This is a genomic window from Micromonospora sp. CA-259024, from assembly GCF_050936255.1.
Lineage (GTDB): Bacteria > Actinomycetota > Actinomycetes > Mycobacteriales > Micromonosporaceae > Micromonospora.
Window position 1 is genome coordinate 2,694,637 of sequence record NZ_JBNJND010000002.1, and the last position, 19,326, is coordinate 2,713,962.

Annotated in this window: 13 protein-coding genes; 8 read left to right on the forward strand and 5 right to left on the reverse strand. The window is 71.0% G+C overall.

What is annotated here, in order from left to right; genetic code table 11:
* Positions 1–7: 7 nt before the first annotated feature.
* Positions 8–2,803: a helix-turn-helix transcriptional regulator gene (locus ACQEUX_RS32125; protein WP_433056454.1), complete on the reverse strand. Its 2,796-nt coding sequence runs from the start codon at positions 2,801–2,803 to the stop codon at positions 8–10.
* 341 nt (positions 2,804–3,144) lie between these two features.
* On the reverse strand, positions 3,145–4,002 hold the full coding sequence (locus tag ACQEUX_RS32130) for an alpha/beta hydrolase (protein WP_433056456.1): 858 nt from the start codon (positions 4,000–4,002) through the stop codon (positions 3,145–3,147).
* A 550-nt stretch (positions 4,003–4,552) separates the two neighbouring features.
* Here ACQEUX_RS32130 and ACQEUX_RS32135 point away from each other — a divergent pair.
* Both ACQEUX_RS32135 and ACQEUX_RS32140 read left to right on the forward strand, forming a co-directional pair.
* Positions 4,553–8,065, forward strand: coding sequence for a S8 family serine peptidase (locus ACQEUX_RS32135; RefSeq protein ID WP_433056458.1), 3,513 nt, complete (start codon positions 4,553–4,555; stop codon positions 8,063–8,065).
* Between the two features lie 349 nt (positions 8,066–8,414).
* Positions 8,415–9,635: a multidrug effflux MFS transporter gene (locus ACQEUX_RS32140; RefSeq protein ID WP_433057295.1), complete on the forward strand. Its 1,221-nt coding sequence runs from the start codon at positions 8,415–8,417 to the stop codon at positions 9,633–9,635.
* A 69-nt stretch (positions 9,636–9,704) separates the two neighbouring features.
* Here ACQEUX_RS32140 and ACQEUX_RS32145 read toward each other — a convergent pair whose 3' ends face one another.
* Positions 9,705–10,370 (reverse strand): hypothetical protein, encoded by a 666-nt coding sequence (locus ACQEUX_RS32145; protein WP_433056460.1) that lies wholly within the window; start codon positions 10,368–10,370, stop codon positions 9,705–9,707.
* Positions 10,371–10,393: 23 nt separating this feature from the next.
* Here ACQEUX_RS32145 and ACQEUX_RS32150 point away from each other — a divergent pair, with 23 nt between their 5' ends.
* Positions 10,394–10,912: an acyl-CoA thioesterase gene (locus ACQEUX_RS32150; protein ID WP_433056462.1), complete on the forward strand. Its 519-nt coding sequence runs from the start codon at positions 10,394–10,396 to the stop codon at positions 10,910–10,912.
* A gap of 151 nt (positions 10,913–11,063) precedes the next feature.
* Positions 11,064–13,121: an acetoacetate--CoA ligase gene (locus tag ACQEUX_RS32155; protein WP_433057297.1), complete on the forward strand. Its 2,058-nt coding sequence runs from the start codon at positions 11,064–11,066 to the stop codon at positions 13,119–13,121.
* Between the two features lie 74 nt (positions 13,122–13,195).
* Here ACQEUX_RS32155 and ACQEUX_RS32160 read toward each other — a convergent pair whose 3' ends face one another.
* A complete protein-coding gene (locus ACQEUX_RS32160; RefSeq protein WP_433056464.1) occupies positions 13,196–13,885 on the reverse strand; it encodes a TIGR03089 family protein in 690 nt (229 codons plus the stop codon).
* Between the two features lie 154 nt (positions 13,886–14,039).
* On the opposite strand from ACQEUX_RS32160, the gene ACQEUX_RS32165 reads away from it, so the two are divergent.
* Complete coding sequence (locus ACQEUX_RS32165) at positions 14,040–15,185, forward strand: glycosyltransferase family 4 protein (protein WP_433056466.1); 1,146 nt, start codon at positions 14,040–14,042, stop codon at positions 15,183–15,185.
* A gap of 63 nt (positions 15,186–15,248) precedes the next feature.
* Positions 15,249–16,340 (forward strand): mannose-1-phosphate guanylyltransferase, encoded by a 1,092-nt coding sequence (locus tag ACQEUX_RS32170; RefSeq protein ID WP_433056468.1) that lies wholly within the window; start codon positions 15,249–15,251, stop codon positions 16,338–16,340.
* Here ACQEUX_RS32170 and ACQEUX_RS32175 read toward each other — a convergent pair.
* On the reverse strand, positions 16,309–16,926 hold the full coding sequence (locus ACQEUX_RS32175; RefSeq protein WP_433056470.1) for an NUDIX hydrolase: 618 nt from the start codon (positions 16,924–16,926) through the stop codon (positions 16,309–16,311). The two genes, ACQEUX_RS32170 and ACQEUX_RS32175, sit on opposite strands and share 32 nt — an antisense overlap.
* 39 nt (positions 16,927–16,965) lie before the next feature.
* Here ACQEUX_RS32175 and ACQEUX_RS32180 point away from each other — a divergent pair, with 39 nt between their 5' ends.
* Together ACQEUX_RS32180 and ACQEUX_RS32185 are read left to right on the forward strand one after the other, a co-directional pair.
* Positions 16,966–18,012, forward strand: a complete 1,047-nt coding sequence (locus ACQEUX_RS32180) for a hypothetical protein (RefSeq protein ID WP_433056472.1) — start codon at positions 16,966–16,968, stop codon at positions 18,010–18,012.
* A gap of 291 nt (positions 18,013–18,303) precedes the next feature.
* Positions 18,304–19,302 carry a winged helix-turn-helix domain-containing protein gene (locus ACQEUX_RS32185; RefSeq protein WP_433056474.1) on the forward strand — a complete coding sequence of 333 codons (999 nt, stop codon included), beginning with the start codon at positions 18,304–18,306 and terminating at the stop codon, positions 19,300–19,302.
* Positions 19,303–19,326: the final 24 nt, after the last annotated feature.

A 19,326-nucleotide genomic window follows, 5' to 3' on the forward strand; every position in this document is an offset into this window, starting at 1 on the left:
CACGCCGCTAGGCGCCGCCCGGTGCTCGGTCTCTGTCCATGTGGGTGAGGGCATCTCTCAGGCCTGCCCGCGAGGTGATACCGAGTTTGGGGAAGATGCGGTAAAGGTGTGCTCCGACGGTCCGCGCTGACAGGAACAGCTCCTCGCCGATCTCCTTGTTGGTCATGCCGGTCGCGGCCATCTGGGCAATGAGAGATTCTCGGCCGGTCAGGGCCTCGTTTCGTGGCTGGGGGCCGGTCCGCTGGCCCGCTGCCCGGAGTTCTTGGCGAGCTCGTTCCGTCCATCTCGTCGCACCCAGACGTTCGAAGGCCGCACCGGCCCGGCCGAGGTGCTCACGGGCGGCGCGCGGTGAGCGGCTCCTTCGGAGGTGTTGGCCGAACAGGAGTTCGATGCGGGCTCGGTCAAACGGCCACCGGTCGGCCTCCGGTGTCGCGAGAGCCCGGTCGAACAGACTCGACGCGATCTCCTCGGCAGAGACGAGGGCCTCGGCGGCAGTCACCAGCATGCTGAGCCTGCCGGAGATCGTCTCCACCCGCGCGGCGCGAGCCGCCTCGACGTGTGCCCGGGCCTCCGCGTGACGGTCGGTCCGCACCGCGGCCTCGACCACGTCGAGCACAGTCCAGATCGCCACCGGACGGAAAGGCGGGATGGTGCCGGCGGGGCCGATCGAGGTCGCCTCCCGATATGCCTCCTCGTAGTCCTGCCGGCCAAGTGCGCCCAGGGCGCGGGTGTAGTGGCAGAGATGGCTCACCACGACGACACCTCTGGGTACGGCCCAGTAAATGAGGTCGTCGGTGATCCGTCGCGCTGTCTCGTCATCGCCGCGTAGGGCGGCGAGAGTGGCGATCCAGTGTTCGGTGGCCCAGCGAAAGAGCCGGAGGCCGTTCTGGTTGGTCAGCGACAGCGACTCGGCCAGGTACCGATCGCTGTCCTGCCACTGCCCCATGAAGTAGGAGTCGAGCGCCAGCAGAGCCAGCGCCTGTGTCATGACGTTCGTGTCGTCTGCGGCGCGTCCTATCTCCAGCGCGCGGTGCAGGGCGGCGCGACAGCCAGGAAGCCGATCCACCCAGGAACTGGCGAGCCCGACCAGGACGATCTCGCCGGGGTCGTTGACCTGATCCAGATTCTCGACGAGTCGGTCGAGTTGTCGGTACGCGGCGTCGCCGGCGTTCACTGGATCCGAGTGGGTGTGCCGCATCAGGACGACAACGTCGATTTCCGGGCTGTTCAGGCGCGATACGAGTGCATCGAAGACCGGCCAGAGCTGGCTCCGCCCACCGAAGAAGCAGACGTACAACAAGGTGAGCAGGGCCGCCCTGATCTGGAAGATCGGATGGGACTTCTCGCTCACCGCGTCCAGAGCGCCTGCGAGGACGCGATGAGCGGTGTCGACGTCGCCGTCCGCGTTGAGAATGACGAACGATGTGGCAACCGCCGTGTCCAGATAGCCGGCGTGTGCGGAATCGAGTTGGCGGACCTCGCGCAGAGCGTCGCCGGCCAACGCGATCCCGCCGCCCAGGTGGGCACCGACGTAGGCCGCGGCAGCCAGGCGCCGGGCACGCTCCGGTTTGGCGGGGCTGAGCATCGAGGCGTTCGTGAGCGCGGTGACCGCTCCGACGGTGTCGCCCCGGCTGGCCAGCCGATAGCCCGCTTCTTCCAGTGAGAATGCCGCTCGCTCGTCGGGTCCGCGACTGCTGTGCGCGAGATGCCAGGCTCGTCGGTCCGGGTCGTCACGTACAGCCTCGGCCAGCAGGCCGTGGACCCGGCGTCGCTCGGCGGCGGTGGAGGCGTTGACAACGGCCGATCGCGTCAGTGGATGTGCGAACACGACTCGCGTGCCGCGGTCCGCGATCTGGATGAGTCGAGCGCGCTCCGCGGCTGCCAGTGTCTCCAGCACCCGCTCGCCCGATCCGGCCTCAAGGACACGGATACTCCCGGATGCCTCAAGAGCGGCGAACAGCAGCGACTGCCGTGTGGCGTCCGGCAGGTTCTCGATCCGGGATGAGAACGCCGCTTGGAGCCGCCGGTTCAGCGGGACGACGGACAGGTCGACCGCCGAATTGTCCAGGCCCGGGTCGGCCAGAATCAACGGCAGTTCGACGAGCGCCAGCGGGTTCCCGGCCGCCGTGGCCAGAACCCTTCGTCGGATCGCCGGTGTCAAATAGGGATAGCGAGCCATCAGAATCTCTGTCGCCGACTGCTCGTCAACGGGGAAGAGTGCGTACTCGTCCAGCCGTGCTCGTTCGAAGAAGCCCTCGGCCTCCGGACGCGTCGACCCGAGCAGGCCGACGCGCGTACCGGTGAGCCGCCGGGCCAGCAGCGTGAGCACTGCGGCGCTCGACCGGTCCAGCCATTGGAGGTCATCGACGAGAACGAGGACCGGCGATTCGCGCGCCGCGGCACGCAGCAGGTTCCGCAGTGCCTCGGTGACGACCAGCCGATCCAGTGCTACCGATGCATCCGGATCGAACAGGGCTTCGAGGACGGGAGCACGCGCGCCGGCGAGGGTGGGGATCGAGTCGACGACCGGACTCAGGATCTGTTGCAGGCCGGCGAAGCTGATGTCCGCTTCGAACTCGACGGCGGTCGCTGCCAGGACCTGGCCGCCCGCCTTCGTCCAGAGCCGGGCCGCGTGTTGGAGCAGGGTGGTTTTCCCGAGACCGGGTTCGCCGACAATGACCAGCGAACGCCCAGATTCGCGTGAGCGCTCGCAAAATCCTTCGATTACCTCGAGGGCGTCATTTCTGCCGACGATGTCTGGCGTCATGTCCCCGTCATGCTTGGTGTCGTCATCCGCGGCCACGTCGGTGGCACCCTGGCCCGGCAGAGCCTATCGCCGGGATTTGGTGAACCTCGTCGCGCGGTAGTCCCTCCACTCCACACCTTAGCCGCGGCACCGCGGCTGCGGGTCCAAGTGCACTGCCCTCTCATGCCATCGGAGCAGGTCACCGTCAGTCCGGTCGAACTCAGCGGGCTGGTGACGGGCGATCCCGCGCCGCTGCGGGCGTTGCTCGAAACCCGCTGCCACCGAAGCGCCTGATCAACGCCACCCGGCAGCGTCTACACCGACCCCCTCGCGGTGGCCGATCAAGGTTCCGTGTGTGGCGTGTCCACGACGTGGCGCACGCCACACACGCGGTTTCCTCACGCGGAGGCGAGATCGTCCCTGATGAGCCGCGCGAGCGCTGCCGGCTGGGACAGGAACGGGGAGTGAGACGTGGCCATCCGCGCGACCCGGCCGGCCCGGCTGGCGAAATGCTCCTGCGCGAAGGGCGGAAGAGCGTTGTCAGCCTCACAGACAACGTACGTGCTGGGGATGGTGTGCCACGCGGCCTGGGTCTGTTCCTGGGTCTTCGAGCTGTAGGACTGGTAGCCCAGTTGCGCCACGGCCTGCCGTGCGATGTCGGGGTCGACGTCGCCGTAGAACACATCCACCGGGTTCATCGCCTCGACATACTCGCCGGTGCCGGTGTCCTGGTGGATCTTCCACCACGGCGCCGGTGACCCGCCCGCGCTGGACAGCAGCGATTCGCCGACCTCGATCTGGAACGCGGCGAGATAGACGATACGCCGTACGTTGTCGGCGCCCGCCAGGCCCTGACTCGTGGGGATGCCACCGTACGAGTGGGCCACGACGACGACTGGGCCGTCGATTGCGGCGACCGCGTTCCGGATGAGCGATGCGTCCTGGTGCATGTCACCCAGTTTCGCCGGGTCGTCACCGCTGCTGGCCAGTGCGACGGTGTGAACGTCGACATCCCGCAGTTCGTCAGTCAGGAGCGCCAGGTGCTCGGGCTTGTGCCAGGCGCCCGGAACGAGGATGAGTGACGGTAGGGACAACGAAACCTCCAAATGTGCAATAACGTGACGGGCGGCTGACTCGTGAAACTGCGTTTCACCGATCCGTACGATCGATGTGCCAGGAATCGATCGGCGCAGTCGTGCCACAATGCCGGCGCGGAATTGGCGACCTTGTTCCGACCGCACCTCGGTCCTGGTCATGTGGGCATCCGCTGGTGCGATGCCAAACAGGTCCGCAGTTGAGTCTGGCGCGCGGCGTTCCCCCGCCGCGTCAGTCATGTGACTGCATCACCCGCGCACCCGGGAACGCCGTACGCCCTCAGGCGTTGGCGGGCGGACGAGCCGGTCGGTGGCCTTCGTCCGGCGCGGCCCGGGTCAGCCGTGGGCAGCGCCGATCGCCGACCGTGGCTCTGGCGGGTTGCGGCCGCCTCACTCATCGGGAAACAGCCAAGATCCATTGCCGAAACAAATAGCCGGAACATTAGGATCCGCCCTGCCTTGTTGATCAACTTGAGGAAACGTGTTGCTACCTCCACGTCTTCGCGGACGCGGGCCGATAGCGCTGTGCACCGCGCTCGCGGTGCTCGCCCCGTCGCCCGCCCTGGCCTCGGCCGGACCCGCTGCCCCCCCGACCCCACCCTCCGTCGCCTCGGCCGCGCCGCCGGCTCCTGCGAGCACCCCGACCGTCACCCTGATCACCGGTGAAAAGGTCACCGCCACCAGGTCGGCGGACGGAAGCCTCAGTCCTCAGGTGCGGGACACCGAGGGGCGACTGACCGGGTTCACCTCGTCCAGGGAAGGAGGGGACACCTACGTCTATCCGCACGGCGTGCTGCCGTACGTGAGCGCCGGGCTGCTCGACAAGCAGTTGTTCAACATCTCGGAGCTGCTGGCGGACGGGTACGACGACGCGCAGCGCGACCAGCTCCCGCTGATCGTCACCTACAGCACCGCCGCCGCCCGTTCCCGTGGCGCCTCGGCACCCGCGGGCGCCCGCGACGTCCGCAGGCTGGACAGCATCCAGGGCGACGCACTGAACGTCGACCGCTCGGACGCCTTCTGGTCCTCGATCACCGGCGGCGGGGAGATGACCGCCCGTTCCACCGGCAACCAGCTCGCGCTCGGCGGCGGCATCGCCAAGATCTGGCTGGACGGCAAGGTGGAGGCCGACCTCGCCGACAGCACCGCGCAGGTCGGTGCCCCCCAGGTCTGGGCGGCCGGGAACACCGGCAAGGGTGTCGACGTCGCCGTCCTGGACAGCGGCATCGACACCAACCACCCCGACTTCGCCGGCCAGATCGCCGCCACCGAGTCCTTCGTTCCCGGGCAGACGGTGAAGGACGTCTACGGCCACGGCACGCACGTCGCCTCCACCCTCGCCGGCACCGGCGCGGCCTCGGACGGCAAGGAGAAGGGCGTCGCCCCGGGCGTGCGGCTGCACGTCGGCAAGGTCATCGGCGACGACAACGCCGGCCAGGAATCGTGGATCATCAGCGGCATGGAGTGGGCCGTGCGCGACCAGCACGCCAAGATCGTCAACATGAGCCTCGGCGCCGACCCCACCGACGGCACCGACCCGATGAGTGTGGCGCTCAACGAGCTCAGCGAAGAGACCGGGGCGCTGTTCGTCGTCTCTGCCGGTAACGCCGGTCCCGGCACATACACGGTCGGCACCCCCGGTACCGCGGACGCCGCGCTGACCGTCGGCGCCGTCGACGGCAACGACACCCTCGCCATGTTCTCCAGCCAGGGCCCGCGGATCGGCGATCGGGCCCTCAAGCCCGACCTCACCGCCCCCGGTGTCGGCATCCTGGCCGCCCGCTCCCAGGACTCCGCCGGCGAAGGCTGGTACCGCCTCGGCGACGGCACCTCGATGGCATCCCCGCACGTCGCGGGCGCCGCCGCGCTGCTGGCCGCCCAACATCCCGACTTCACCGGGAAGCAGCTCAAGGAAGCCCTGGTCAGCACCGCGAAGGCGGTCGGTGGGCTCAACCCGTACCAGGGCGGCAACGGCCGCCTGGACATCGCCGCGACCACGGCCGCGTCCGTCGTCGCCACCACCAGCGCGGACTTCGGCTACCCCGAGTGGCCGACCGCCCCCGAGGGCGCGGTCGAACGGGAGGTCCGTTACACGAACCTCAGTGACAACGCTGTCACCCTCGACCTCGCGGCGACCGTCGACGGTGGCCCGGAGAACCTCTTCACCCTGTCGTCCCGGCAGATCACCGTCCCGGCGCGCGGCGTCACCTCGGTGACCGTGGCCACGGACTTCGACCGCGTACCGGCCGACAGCCCCTTCGCGGGCTTCCTCACCGCCACCGATGCCTCCGGCGCGGTCCGCACCCGTACCGCGCTCGCCGTCGGTCGTGAGGGCGTGCGCCACCTCCTCACCTTCAAGGCCAAGGACCGCAGTGGCAAACCGACCGGTGGAGATCTCCTCCTGCTCGGGCAGGACAACACCGTCCTGCAGCAGCAGATCGACGCCACCGGCACCCTGGAGCTGCGGATTCCCGCGGGCACGTACGCGGCGTGGCTCAAGACCGAGGTCGAGGGCGCGAACGGGCCGAACTCGCGAGGGCTCGGCGTGCTGCCGGTACCGGAGATCAACCTCGACCAGGACCGTACCGTCGATTTCGACGCGACCAAGGCCCGCCGGGTCACGGTGAGCACGCCGCAAGACTCGACCGTGGACGGTGCCCGCATCGAAGTGTCTCGCGACTTCGGCGGCAACGTCTGGACCGACGGGTGGTTGACGGACTCCTCGTACGACAGCGTCTGGGTGCTGCCCACCGACCGCAGGGTCACGAAGGGCACGTTCAGCTTCAGCACCCAGTGGCGCACGGTGCAGCCCGCCCTGACGGTGGCGGCCGGCGGCCGTGACTATGACGACCTGCGGGTACAGCGGGCCGGAACGCCGCTGCCCCGGGGTGAGCATCACCTCGACGCGGTGTTCGCCGGCGACGGCGGCAGCAGCGGGTACGCCAAGCTGAACGCCCGTGGCAAGGCCGCCGTGGTGCGCCGCAACGACGCCGTACCCCTGGAGAAGCAGGCTGCTGCTGCGGCGTCCGCCGGTGCCCGTCTCCTGCTCGTGGTAAACGACGGCACCGGGCGCCTCGCACCGTGGCCGGGTTCGGTGTGGGCACCACAGGACCCACCGCCGGTCACCGTGACGACCCTCACCCGGGACGAGGGCGAGCAGCTGATCGCCCGGATCAAGCGCGAGAAGCGGGTCCGGCTCGACGTCACCTCCCACCCGACCACCGAGTACGTCTACGACCTGATCCGCGACTACACCGGCGCCATCCCGGCGGACCTTGCCCAGCGGGTCACCCCGCGCGACCTGGCGCGAGTCGACATGTCCCTGCGCAACTGGCGTCCCGGCCGGGCCGTGGAGACTCGCACCGGTGTCACCGCGTCGGGCTCGTCGACCGGCCTCGAATTCCACGAGGTCCCGGCGCGCGGCGAACGCACCGACTGGGTCACCGCCGGGACGCGGTGGACCACGAACGTCACGCTGCCGGACGAGCAGTCCCAGCAGACGGCACCCACCACCTACCGCGCCGGCTCGGTCCAGGAGGAGCGGTGGTTCGGCCCGGTGCAACGGCCCCGGCTGCTGACGACCAGCACCGTCTTCCGGGGGGACGGTGACGCGATCTCCGCACTGATCCCCGGTTGGGGCGACTCGGGCACCGCGCACGAGGGCAGCACCCTCAACAGCCAGGCCGTCGACAACACCCTGCGGCTCTACCAGGGCAACAAGCTCGTCGGCGAGGCCAACCGTTACCAGCCGATGTTGAGCAGCGAAGTCCTCAGCCCGGAACCGCTGCCGTACCGACTCGTGTCGGAGAACAAGCGGGACGCCTGGGCCGGGCCGTACTCCACCGCCACCAGGACGGAATGGGGCTTCACCTCCGGCAGGATCAGCCCCGGCGTCCTGTGGTGGGAACCGTCCCTGATCCAGCTCGACTACGCCGTCGACACCGATCTCGACGGCAAGGCGAAGCGCAACGCCGAGCTCACCGTCACCGCGCTGCACCTGCCGACGGCGACCGAGGCGTCCGCGATCCGCACGGTGACGCTGGACGTGTCGTACGACGACGGCGCCACCTGGCACCATGCCAAGCTCCAGCACAAGGGCGACGGTTGGCGTACCCGGATCGACGCCCCGCGTACGGCAGGTTTCGTCACCCTGCGCACCACGGCCCGGGACGCCCGGGGGAACAGCGTCGAGCAGAGCATCACCCGAGCCTTCGGCCTCCGGTGATCGGGCGGAGGCGGGGACCGGCATCGGTCCCCGCCCTCCGTCTGCCCGTGTTCGACGCGGCGTGACTCCCCACACACCGGGAACGTCGTCCGGCTTCTGAGCGTTGGCGAGCGAGAGAATCACCACCGGATGATCGGTTCATCCGGCCAACCCGTCTCGACCCTTTTCCGCTGCCCATCGTCGGGCACCCCACACCGTGCCGCCCGCATCCGTGGCTGCGCACACGCCGTGACGACGCCCAAGCTCCCGCAGAGAGATCGAGATGATGAAGCAGCTGGTGGACAAGACCGGATCGGGCACCCGCGTGGGAAACCCGGGTACGACCGAAGAAGAGCTGCCCGGTGACCTGATGACCAACCGTCAGCGGGTACAGCTCGTCCTCGTGCTGGGCGCGCTGATCGCGATCGGCCCCCTGACCATCGACATGTACCTGCCGGCCCTGCCCGCCATCACGACGGCTCTGCAGACCACCGAGACCGCGGTGCAGTTGACGCTGACCGGCACGCTGGTCGGTCTCGCGTTGGGCCAGTTGCTGATCGGGCCGCTCTCCGACGTGGTCGGCCGGCGTCTGCCGCTGCTGGCCGGGTTGGCCGCGCACATCGTGGCATCCGTGCTGTGCGTCTTCGCACCCAACATCGCCGTGCTCGGCGCGCTGCGTGTGCTGCAGGGGCTCGGCGTCGCGGCCGCCACCGTGGTCGCCACGGCCGTCGTCCGCGACCTGTTCAGCGGTGCCTCCTTCGCCCGGATCTTCTCCCGCCTGATGCTCGTCATGGGCCTGGCGCCGATTCTCGCCCCGACCCTGGGCAGCGGTCTGCTGCGCTGGACCGAGTGGCGGGGCGTCTTCGCGGCACTGGCGGTGCTCGGCGCGCTGCTGATCGTCGTAGCCGCTTTCCGGCTCCCGGAGACCCTTCCGGTGGCGCGTCGGCGTCACGGCGGGGTGGGCGCCACCCTGCGCGACTACCGGGGTCTGCTCAACGACCGGGCGTTCGTCGGCCTCGTGCTGGTCGCCGGGCTGGCGATGGCGGCCCTGTTCGCGTACGTCTCCGGGTCGTCGTTCGTGCTCCAGCAGGAGTACGGCCTCGACGAGCAGCAGTTCGGCCTGGCCTTCGGAGCCGGCGCCGTGGGCCTGATCGGAGCCACCCAGTTCAACGTCCGGCTGCTGCGCCGCTACACCCCGCAGCAGATCCTCAGCAGTGCCCTGATCGCCGGGACCGCGGCCGGGCTCCTGCTGATCATGTTCGCCGCGACCGGTTTCGGTGGCCTGGGCACTCTGCTCGCGTCGCTGTGGCTCGTCCTGGCCGCCGCCGGCCTGGCCCTGCCCAACGCCCCGGCGCTGGCCATGAGCCGGCACAGCGAGGCCGCTGGCACCGCGGCGGCGCTGCTCGGTGCCGTGCAGTTCGGCATCGGTGCGTTGTCGGCGCCGCTGGCGGGCCTGTTCGGCACCGGGAGCGTACCGATGGCGATCGTCATCGCGGGCGGAATGGCCGCCGCGACGCTGGTCATGCTCCTCGTCGTGCCTCGCGCCGACCTGGGCGACGTCGATGCGGACCTGGCCGTCGCACTGCACTAGCGCGGCCCGTCCACCGCGCCCGGTGGGCTCCGGTTTGGGGGCGGGCCGGTCACCCGGCCCGCCCCACGATCAACGGATCTCGGTGGTGTCCTCGGGACGCGGCTGGCCGCGCGGCGGCGCGGACCAGGGCGACTCGCCGGCCACCCGGCGGGGCAGCGGTTCGGTCGGGGTCGGATCGGCCGGGTAACCGAGGGTGGGCGAGGCGGCATCGCGCTCGGCGGGCTCGGTGGGCGGCCAGTCGGTCAGGGTGAACTCGTCGGTCCGAGGGCCGCCCGCTGTTGCCGGCGCGGTGACCGGCTCGGTCACCGGACGCGGCCACTGCTGCCAGCGTTGCCTGCTGAATGCCGCCACCAGCAGCAGCAGGCCGATCAGGAAGAGGGTGCCGTTCTCCACCGGAAGCCGCAGCGGCAGCGGGTCGCCGAACACCTTCCACTCGTGCGGGATCGCGTCCCGCACCTCCAACGGCGCCACGAACATCCCGACGTACGGGGTGACCAGCAGCAGCCCGGCCACCAGCGGGCCCAGCGGCGAGACGCGCAGTGTGCCGAGCAGACCCAGCAGGACACCGCCGACACCGACGTAAACGGCCGGCTCGATCAGGTTGGCGGTGTTGAAGGTGCCGATCTCCACCCAGCGGTCGACCGTCCGGCTCGACCCGTCCTGCCCCAGCGTGACCAGCACCCAGGTGATGGGCGCCACCACCAGCCCGGCGAGGAAGCTCCAGAGATGTCGCATCCGCGCACCGTACCGTTTTCGGCATGACTGAGCACCTCTCCACCCCTCCGATCGGCAAGCCGACGTCGTACTCGCGCGTCACGTTGAGCAAGATCATGACGGCCGTGGACGTCAACCTCTACGGCACCGTGCACGGCGGGGTTCTGATGAAGTTCGTCGACGACGTGGCCGGGGCCGCCGCTGCCCGGCACAGCGGCGGAACGGCGGTGACCGCGGCGATCGACGAGATCGTCTTCTCCGAGGCGGTCCGGGTCGGCGACCTCGTGCACGCGCACGCGCAGGTCAACTGGACCGGTCAGACCTCGATGGAGGTGGGCGTGCGGGTGGTCGCCGAGCGATGGGACTCGGCCGAGGACGCGCCGGTCCGGGTGGCCACCGCGTACCTGGTCTTCGTCGGGGTGGACGTGGGTGGGGCGCCGCGGGTGGTGCGTCCGGTGCTGCCGGAGACGGCGGAGGACGAGCGCCGGTACCGGGAGGCGGAGATCCGTCGCGCGCACCGCCTGGCTCGACGCCGGGCCATCCAGGCCCACCGCGCCGGCTGAACCACATGGGTAGGCGGGGTGGAGTGTGGGTCGGGCACGCGTCGGTTGGTGGACCCGGTGCGCAGAATGGCGCTTCGAGGTAGGGCAAGATGGCGCCACGGCCCATTCACAGTGTCGTGCCGGGCCAGGGGAGGGTGGAGCAGTGGGTGACATGCTGTGGACGCCGCCGGCGGACGTACTCGAGCGGTCCCGGATCGGCGGCTACCTGCACTGGTTGCGGGAGCACCGAGGGCTGGACTTCGCCGACTACGACGCGCTGTGGCGCTGGTCCACCACCGACCTGGACGGGTTCTGGCGTTCGATCTGGGACCACTTCGAGGTGGTCGCGCACACCCCGCCGACCGCCACCCTGGCCCAGCGGGGGATGCCCGGCGCGCGCTGGTTCCCCGGGGCCACGCTGAACTACGCGGAGAACGTGCTGCGGATGCCCGGGCGTGTCGACGACGACCCGGTGGTGATCGCGCACGGGCAGACGCGGCCACCGGTCACACTGACCGCCGGAGAGTTGCGCGAGCAGGTCCGCCGGGTGTCGGCCGGTCTGCGCCGGCTCGGCGTCACCGCCGGTGACCGGGTGGCGGCGTACGCCCCGAACATCGGAGAGACGTACGTCCTGCTGCTGGCCACGGCCAGCCTGGGGGCGGTCTTCTCGTCCTGCGCGCCCGAGTTCGGCACCCGCAGCGTCACGGACCGCTGGCAGCAGATCGAGCCGACCGTGCTGGTCGCCGTCGACGGCTACCGGTACGGCGACAAGCCGGTGGACCGGCGTGCCGAGGTCGCCGCGATCCGGGCCGCCCTGCCGTCGGTGCGGCACACTGTCAGCATCGGCTACCTGGACCCGGTGGGCGCCGACGGCCATAATTCGGCCTCCGCGCCGCTAGGCGGCGCTTCGGACCGAATGAAGGCCGAGCCCGACAGCGCGCTGGGCTGGGCCGACCTGGCCGCACCCACCGACGAGCCGCTGGTGTTCACGCCGGTGCCGTTCGACCACCCGCTGTACGTGCTGTACTCCTCGGGCACCACCGGGCTGCCCAAGCCGATCGTGCACGGCCACGGCGGCATCCTGCTGGAACACCTCAAGATGCTCGCCCTGCACCACGACCTGGGCCCGGCCGACCGGTTCTTCTGGTTCACCACCACCGGCTGGATGATGTGGAACTTCCTGGTCTCCGGCCCGGCGGTGGGCGCGACCATCGTGCTCTTCGACGGCAACCCGGGGGTCCGCGCGGAGCCCGGCTGGCCGGCTGAGCCCGACCTCGGCGGGTTGTGGCGGCTGGCGGCGGAGACCGGCACCACGTACTTCGGCACCTCCGCGCCCTTCCTGTTGGCGTGCCGCAAGGCCGGGTTGGTGCCCCGGGACGTCGCCGACCTGTCAGCGCTGCGCGGCGTGGGTTCCACCGGTGCGCCACTGCCCGCCGAGGGTTTCCACTGGGTGTACGAGACCGTCGGCGACAGCGTCCAGCTCCAGTCGCTCTCCGGCGGCACCGACGTGTGCACCGGGTTCGTCGGCGGGGTGCCGCTGCTGCCGGTGTACGCCGGTGAGATCGCCTGCCGGGCGTTGGGCGCGAAGGTGGAGGCCCGCTCCGCCGACGGCACCCCGGTCATCGGCGAGCTGGGCGAGCTGGTGATCACCGAGCCGATGCCGAGCATGCCGGTGGGCTTCTGGAACGACCCGGACGGCACCCGCTACCGGGAGGCCTACTTCGACGTCTACCCGGGCGTCTGGCGGCACGGCGACTGGATCACCATCAACGAGCGGGGCGGCTGCGTGATCACCGGGCGCTCCGACGCCACGCTCAACCGGGGCGGGGTGCGGCTGGGCACCGCCGAGTTCTACTCCGTGGTCGAAGGGCTGGACGAGGTGCTCGACTCGGTCGTCGTACACCTGGAGGACGACGAGGGCGGCGCCGGTGAGCTGCTGCTCTTCGTGGTGCTGGCCGAGGGCCTGGAGTTGGACGACCCGATGCGCGCCAAGATCTGCCGTGAACTGCGGACCGCGCTGTCGCCTCGACACGTGCCCGACGAGATCCACCAGGTGCGCTCAGTGCCCCGCACCCTGTCGGCGAAGAAGCTGGAGGTCCCGGTCAAGAAGATCCTCACCGGCACCCCGGTCGACCAGGCCGCCGCAAAGGGCGCCCTGGCCAACCCCGAGTCCCTCACGGCCTTCGCCGCCCTCGCCCGACGCCGAGTCACCGACAGCACTCCCGCCTGACAGTTCCTGCGTGGCGCGGGGCACACCCGCAGGCCCTCGACGCCGCCGGACGCCGGATGGGCACCGCGGGTGGGTCACGGGAGAGAGTGGGTGACTTTCTCCGTGGTCAGGCGGGTGGGCAGCTTGCCCTGGGCCAGGTTGGCGCAGAGAACGACGGTGGCGGCCCGGGTCAGCGGGGCCAGCAGCCAGTCGACCGGGTCGGGGTGCCGGTCGGCGTCGATGAGGACCCGGGCGCCGGGAGGAATGCCCAACTCGACGGCACGGGCCTCGGCGCGGGTCAGCAGCTGTTCGTCGGTGGGGCCCGGCCCGGGCTGCGGGGTGAAGTGGTCGCCGTGCCGGCGTACCTCGACCACGTAGTCGGCGAACCCGGGCGGCACCTGCCGTAGCGGTACGGCGAGCGGGGCCAGCCCGAGGGCGTACCGCTCGTCGGCCGGCCAGGACTGCGCCTCGTCCAGCCGGTCGGCGGCGGCGAAGAGCACCTCCACGTCGCCCGGTGTGTCGACGACGCTCAGCTTGGCCGACCAGCAGCCCAGCAGCACCGCGGCGGTCTGCCAGTGCGGCGGCAACAGCACGCCGGCCGGGGTGCCCGGGGCGAGGCCGACCTCGTCGACGAGAAGGTTGGCGGTCTTCGCCACCCAGTTCGCCAGTGTGGCGCCGGAGAGTTCGGTGCGGTCGCCGCTGGCGTCGTCGTACCAGGTGAGCAACGGTCGGGTCGGGTCGGTCGCGATCGCGTCGGCGAACACCCGGGCAATGTTGTCGGCCATCGGCGCGAACGATACGCCCCTGCGGGCCGTACTCGAAGACGATGACAAGTCGGCGTACCGTCGGGTCGCAGTCAGCGTCGGGCCCGCGCCCCGGCGTAGGCTTGGCCCCCGGAGTGTTGTTCCCCACAGACCCGCCAGTGCAAGGAGTCGCCCCGTGACCGCCGGTCGCCCGCCCCGCGTGCTCATCGACGCCACGAGTGTCCCCGCCGACCGTGGTGGTGTCGGTCGATATGTCGACGGTCTGCTCGGTGCCCTCGGCAAGGTGTGCGGGTCGGGGGTGGAGCTGGCGGTGGTCAGCCTCCGCACCGACCTGGAGCGCTACACCCGGATGCTGCCCGGCGCCGAGATCATCCCCGCCCCGGCCGCCGTGGCGCACCGCCCGGCGCGGCTCGCGTGGGAGCAGACCGGCCTGCCGCTGCTCGCCCAGCAGGTGGGCGCGCACGTGTTGCACTCGCCCTTCTACACCTGCCCGCTGCGGGCCGGGTGCCCGGTCACGGTCACCGTGCACGACGCGACGTTCTTCACCGAGCCGGAGCACTACGACAAGTCCCGCCGCACGTTCTTCCGCAGCGCCATCAAGACCTCACTGCGTCGCGCGGACCGGGTGATCGTGCCCAGCAAGGCCACCCGGGACGAGCTGATCCGGTTGCTCGACGCCGACCCGACACGGATCGACGTGGCCTATCACGGTGTCGACCAGGCGGCCTTCCACGCTCCCACCGAGGAGGAGAAGGCCCGCGTACGCGCCCGGCTGGGGCTGGGCAACAGCAGCTACGTCGCCTTCCTCGGTGCCAAGGAGCCGCGTAAGAACGTGCCCAACCTGATCCGTGGTTGGGCACGTGCGGTGGCGGACCGGGTTGACCCGCCGGCCCTGGTGATCGCCGGTGGGCAGGGGCACGACGACGACATCGACCGGGCGGTGGCCGAGGTCCCGTCGCACCTGCGTCTGCTGCGCCCCGGTTACCTGCGCTACGCCGACCTGCCTGGCTTCCTCGGCGGCGCACTGGTCGCCGCCTATCCGTCCTATGGCGAGGGGTTCGGGCTGCCGATCCTCGAGGCGATGGCGTGCGCCGCCCCGGTGCTGACCACGCCCCGGCTCTCACTGCCCGAGGTGGGCGGCGACGCGGTCGCGTACACCTCGGAGGACCCGGAGCAGATCGGCACCGACCTGGCCGCTCTGCTCGACGACGAGCAGCGGCGGCTGTCGCTGGCGAAGGCCGGGTTCGACCGTGCCAAGGAGTTCACCTGGGAGTCCAGCGCCGAGGTGCACATCGCCGCCTGGAGCCGCGCCCGTGCGTGACCGTCCGGGCCCCGGACGGTGACCCGTGCCACTCCGGTCAGGTTCGTCGGGCATGATGTGCGGATGCTTTATGCGGTTATTCCGGCAGGTGGCAGCGGCACGAGGTTGTGGCCGTTGTCCCGCGCCGGCCATCCCAAGTTCCTCCATCCGCTGACCGGCACCAGCGCCTCGCTGCTCCAGGCGACCGTGGAGCGGCTCGCGCCGCTGACCACACCGGAACGGACCCTTGTGGTCACCGGTGCCGCGCACGTCGCGGCGGTGGCCCGGCAGCTGACCGGTCTGCCGGAGGAGAACATCCTGGTCGAACCATCCCCGCGGGATTCCTGCGCGGCGATCGCGTTGGCCGCCGCGGTGATCGCGGCGCGCGACCCGGACGCGGTGATGGGCAGCTTCGCCGCCGACCACCTGATCCGCGACCCGGACAGCTGGGTTCGCACGGTCCAGGAGGCGGTCCGCGGGGCCGAGCAGGGCATGCTGATGACCGTCGGGATCACCCCGACCCGGGCGGAGACCGGCTACGGCTACCTGGAGACCGGCGAGGAGACCGAGGGTGCGCCGTGGCGGCCGGTGGCCGAGTTCAAGGAGAAGCCGGTAGCCGAGGTCGCCGAGGCGTACGTCCGTTCGGGCCGGCACCTCTGGAACGCGAGCATGTTCGTCTGGCGGGTGGACGTCTTCCTCGCCGAACTGGCCCGCCAGCAGCCGGCGCTGCATGCCGGCGTCGCCGCGATCGCCGCCGCCTGGGGCACCCCGGAGCAGGACGAGGTTCTCGGTGCGATCTGGCCGACCCTGCAGAAGATCTCCGTCGACTACGCGGTGATGGAGGGCGCGGCCACCGCGGGTCGCGTCGCGACGGTGCCGGGCGACTTCGGCTGGAACGACGTCGGCGACTTCCACACCCTGGGCGACGTGCTGCCGGCCGACGACGCGGGCAACGTGGTGCTCGGCACCGACGCCAAACCGGGTGTGCTGCTGCGGGACAGCTCCGACCTGGTGGTCGTGCCGCAGTCCGGTCGGTTGGTGGCCGTCCTCGGGTTGCACGATCTGATCGTGGTGGACACCCCGGACGCGGTGCTGGTCTGCCCGCGCGACCGGGCCCAGGACGTCAAGAGCCTGGTCGACGAGCTCAAGGAGCGGGGCGAAGAGGGCTACGTCTGAGAGCTGCGAGGGCCGGCGCGACGAGTTGTACGGTCCCGCCGGCCAGCGGCTCGGGCAGGTGGTCCGGCGGGAACCAGCCCAGTTCCTCGGCCTCGTCGCTGACCTGCTCCACCGCTCCGTTCGGGGCGAGCACGGCGAACCGGACGTCGTGGTGCAGGGAGCCGCCCTGACAGTGCACCGTGTGCACGTCCACGTCGATCGGCGTCGGGTCGATACGCAGGCCGGCGATCCCGGACTCCTCGGTGGCCTCGCGGAGCGCGGCGGCGACCAGGGTCCGGTCGATCGGCTCGCAGTGCCCGCCGAGCTGCACCCAGCGCCCGAACTTGGCGTGTAGGCAGAGCAGCACCCGTGTACCGGTGGAGTCCAGCACCAGCGCGCTCGCGGTGATGTGCCCGGGGCGGTGCTGCCGGCTCATCGCGACCGGGCCGGCGGTGAGCAGCCGGAGGGTCCGGTCCCGTGCGACGGCCGCGTCCGGGCTGGTGGGCTGCCAGCCCTCGAGCAGCGCGGTGGCGTCGGCGTGCAGGGCCGCGTACGTCTCGGGGTCGGTCGTGTGGGCGGTCGGTCCGGTGATCACGGTGTCGGGCACCCCGCCACTGTACGAGCGTGTGCTCCGTACGCTGGCGCGGTGACCCTGCGACTCGTCGAATTCGTGGTGGCCGGCAACGAGGCCAGCGATCTGCTGCCGGTGCGGTCGGCGGCGCTGCTGCGCGCGTACGGGGCGCGGCGGGGCTTCTGGACGGTGCTGGACGAGGGGCCGGTGGAGCGCTGCCTGGCGCTGCTGCTGGAGTTGGACGGCGGCGAGTGGACGGCCCGGCACGTGCCGGCGGACGCCGGTGCGGAGAACGGGCGGACCGAGGATGGTGAGGCGCTCGCCCACCACGACGGCTGGGTGTACGTCTTCGGCTCCCACTTCGGGTCGAAGGCCGGCCCGCTGCGGCCCCGGCGCGCCTTCGTGGCCCGGTTCCGGGAGGACGACGCGGCGGCCGGGCCGGTGCCGGTGCACGTGGTGCGCAACTCGTTCCGGCTGCACCGGGCGCTGAACGACGCCCTCGCCGGGTCGCCGCTGACCCTGGTTCCGCCGGGGGAACGGGTGCGGGCCCGGTTCATCGTGGAGACGTTGGCGAGGGGGACGGCGCGGGAGAAGAGTTGGGTGAGCCGGCTGGCCCCGGACGACCTGCCGTTGAACGTGGAGGCCGCGGCCTTCACCCCGGCCGGGACCGTGCTGCTCGGGCTGCGTTTCCCGGTCACCGAGGGCGGTGAGCCGATCCTGGTCGAGGTGGCCGATGTCCCGGCCATGTTCGCGGCGGAGCCGGCGTGGCCTCGGGCGTTGGGCGCGTACGCGCTGACCGGGGTCACCCCGCCCGGGGAGCTGACCGGGTTCCGCGCGATCACTCCGATGTCGAACGGTGGGTACGCGGCCGTGATCGGCTCGATCGACGCTCTGGGCAAGGGGTCGGTGCTGCTCGACGAGCATCCGGGCGGGGGTGACGTCAATTCCCGACACGTCCGCTTCTGGTTGCCGGACGGTGCGGCGGACGACGCGTACCGGCTCGTCGGCACGGTGGTGGCGGATCTGGCGCCGTTCCACCACGTCGAGGGGCTGGCCGAGCTGGATGGACAACCGTTCTACGTCACCGACGAGGACCACCGGGTCGCGCTCTGGGTCGGGTGAGCTGGGCGGGCGCTGATGTGGGGAGCGGGATGACCGGACGGCACCTCTGCGGAGCAAGGGCCGCAGACCCTCGTGGTGCCGCCCGATCACCGGGCCTCCCCGGTCCCGGTGCCCAGGTGCTGCGGGGCGTCCAGGACGCGCCAGCACCGTGTTCGGGCATTGGTAGCATGCCGAACCGGCCCAGGAGACGTCGAGGTTTTTCAGCTCAGGCTTAAAGATGGAGAATAGTGCCGGCCAGGTAGAGTCGAACGGTCGCCCGGCATCCCCCTGCCGGTGACACGGGAGCGCTCCATGCTGAAGATCCACTTTTCTGGGGAGGACATCCTCCGAACCCGGGTGGCGCCGGCGGCGGACCCGGTCTGGGAGCTGGTCCTCAGTCTGCACGTGCTGCAGGGCCGCAACCGGGATCCGTTGACGGCGCACTGGCGGCGCACCGTGTCCCGGGGGCTGCGTCAGGACGCCGCCTCCGAGCAACTCCGGTTGCTCTTCGCGCTCAACCCGCCCCGTGGCTACTTCCCCGACTTCCTCACCCCGTACGCCAGCGTCGACGGCTTCGAGGCCGGGCTCGACGCGCTCCGCCACACCCCCACCGAGTTGCTGCACCGGGACCTGAGCCTGCTGGCCGCCGAAACTCAGCTGCCCTCCTCGGCCGCCGCGCTGGCCCGGGGCGACGTGGCGGCGCTGCACCACCTCGCCGGGTCGATGGAGCAGTACCGGTCGCTGGCCATCAGCCCGTACTGGAGCCGGATCCAGGCCGCGGTCGCGGCGGACCGGGCTCGCCGGGCCCGGGCGCTGCTCGACGGCGGGGTCGCGGGCCTGCTCACCAGCCTCCGCCCGGCGATGCGGTGGGAAGACGGGGTGCTCGAAGTCCGCAACTACCCGCACAGCCGGGAGATGCACCTGGACGGCCGGGGGTTGCTGCTGGTGCCGTCGTTCTTCTGCGCGGGCACCCCGGTCGCCCTGCTCGACCCGGCGTTGCCACCGGTGCTGGTCTACCCGGTGGACCGGTTGGGTGGGCTGGCGTCGGCCGACCGCATCGGGGCGGCCCCGTCGGGTGCCGCCCGCGACTCACTCGCCGCGCTGCTCGGCCGCACCAGGGCTGCGGTGTTGCAGGCCAGCGACGAGGGCTGCACCACCGGCGAGGTCGCCCGCCAGCTCAACATCTCGCCAGCGGCGGCGAGCCAGCACGCCACCGTGCTGCGCAACGCCGGTCTGCTGGTCAGCCACCGGGAGCGCAACAGCGTCCTGCACACGTTGACTCCGCTCGGCCGGGCCATGCTGGACGCGTGACCCGACCGGCTGTCACAGGGCGAG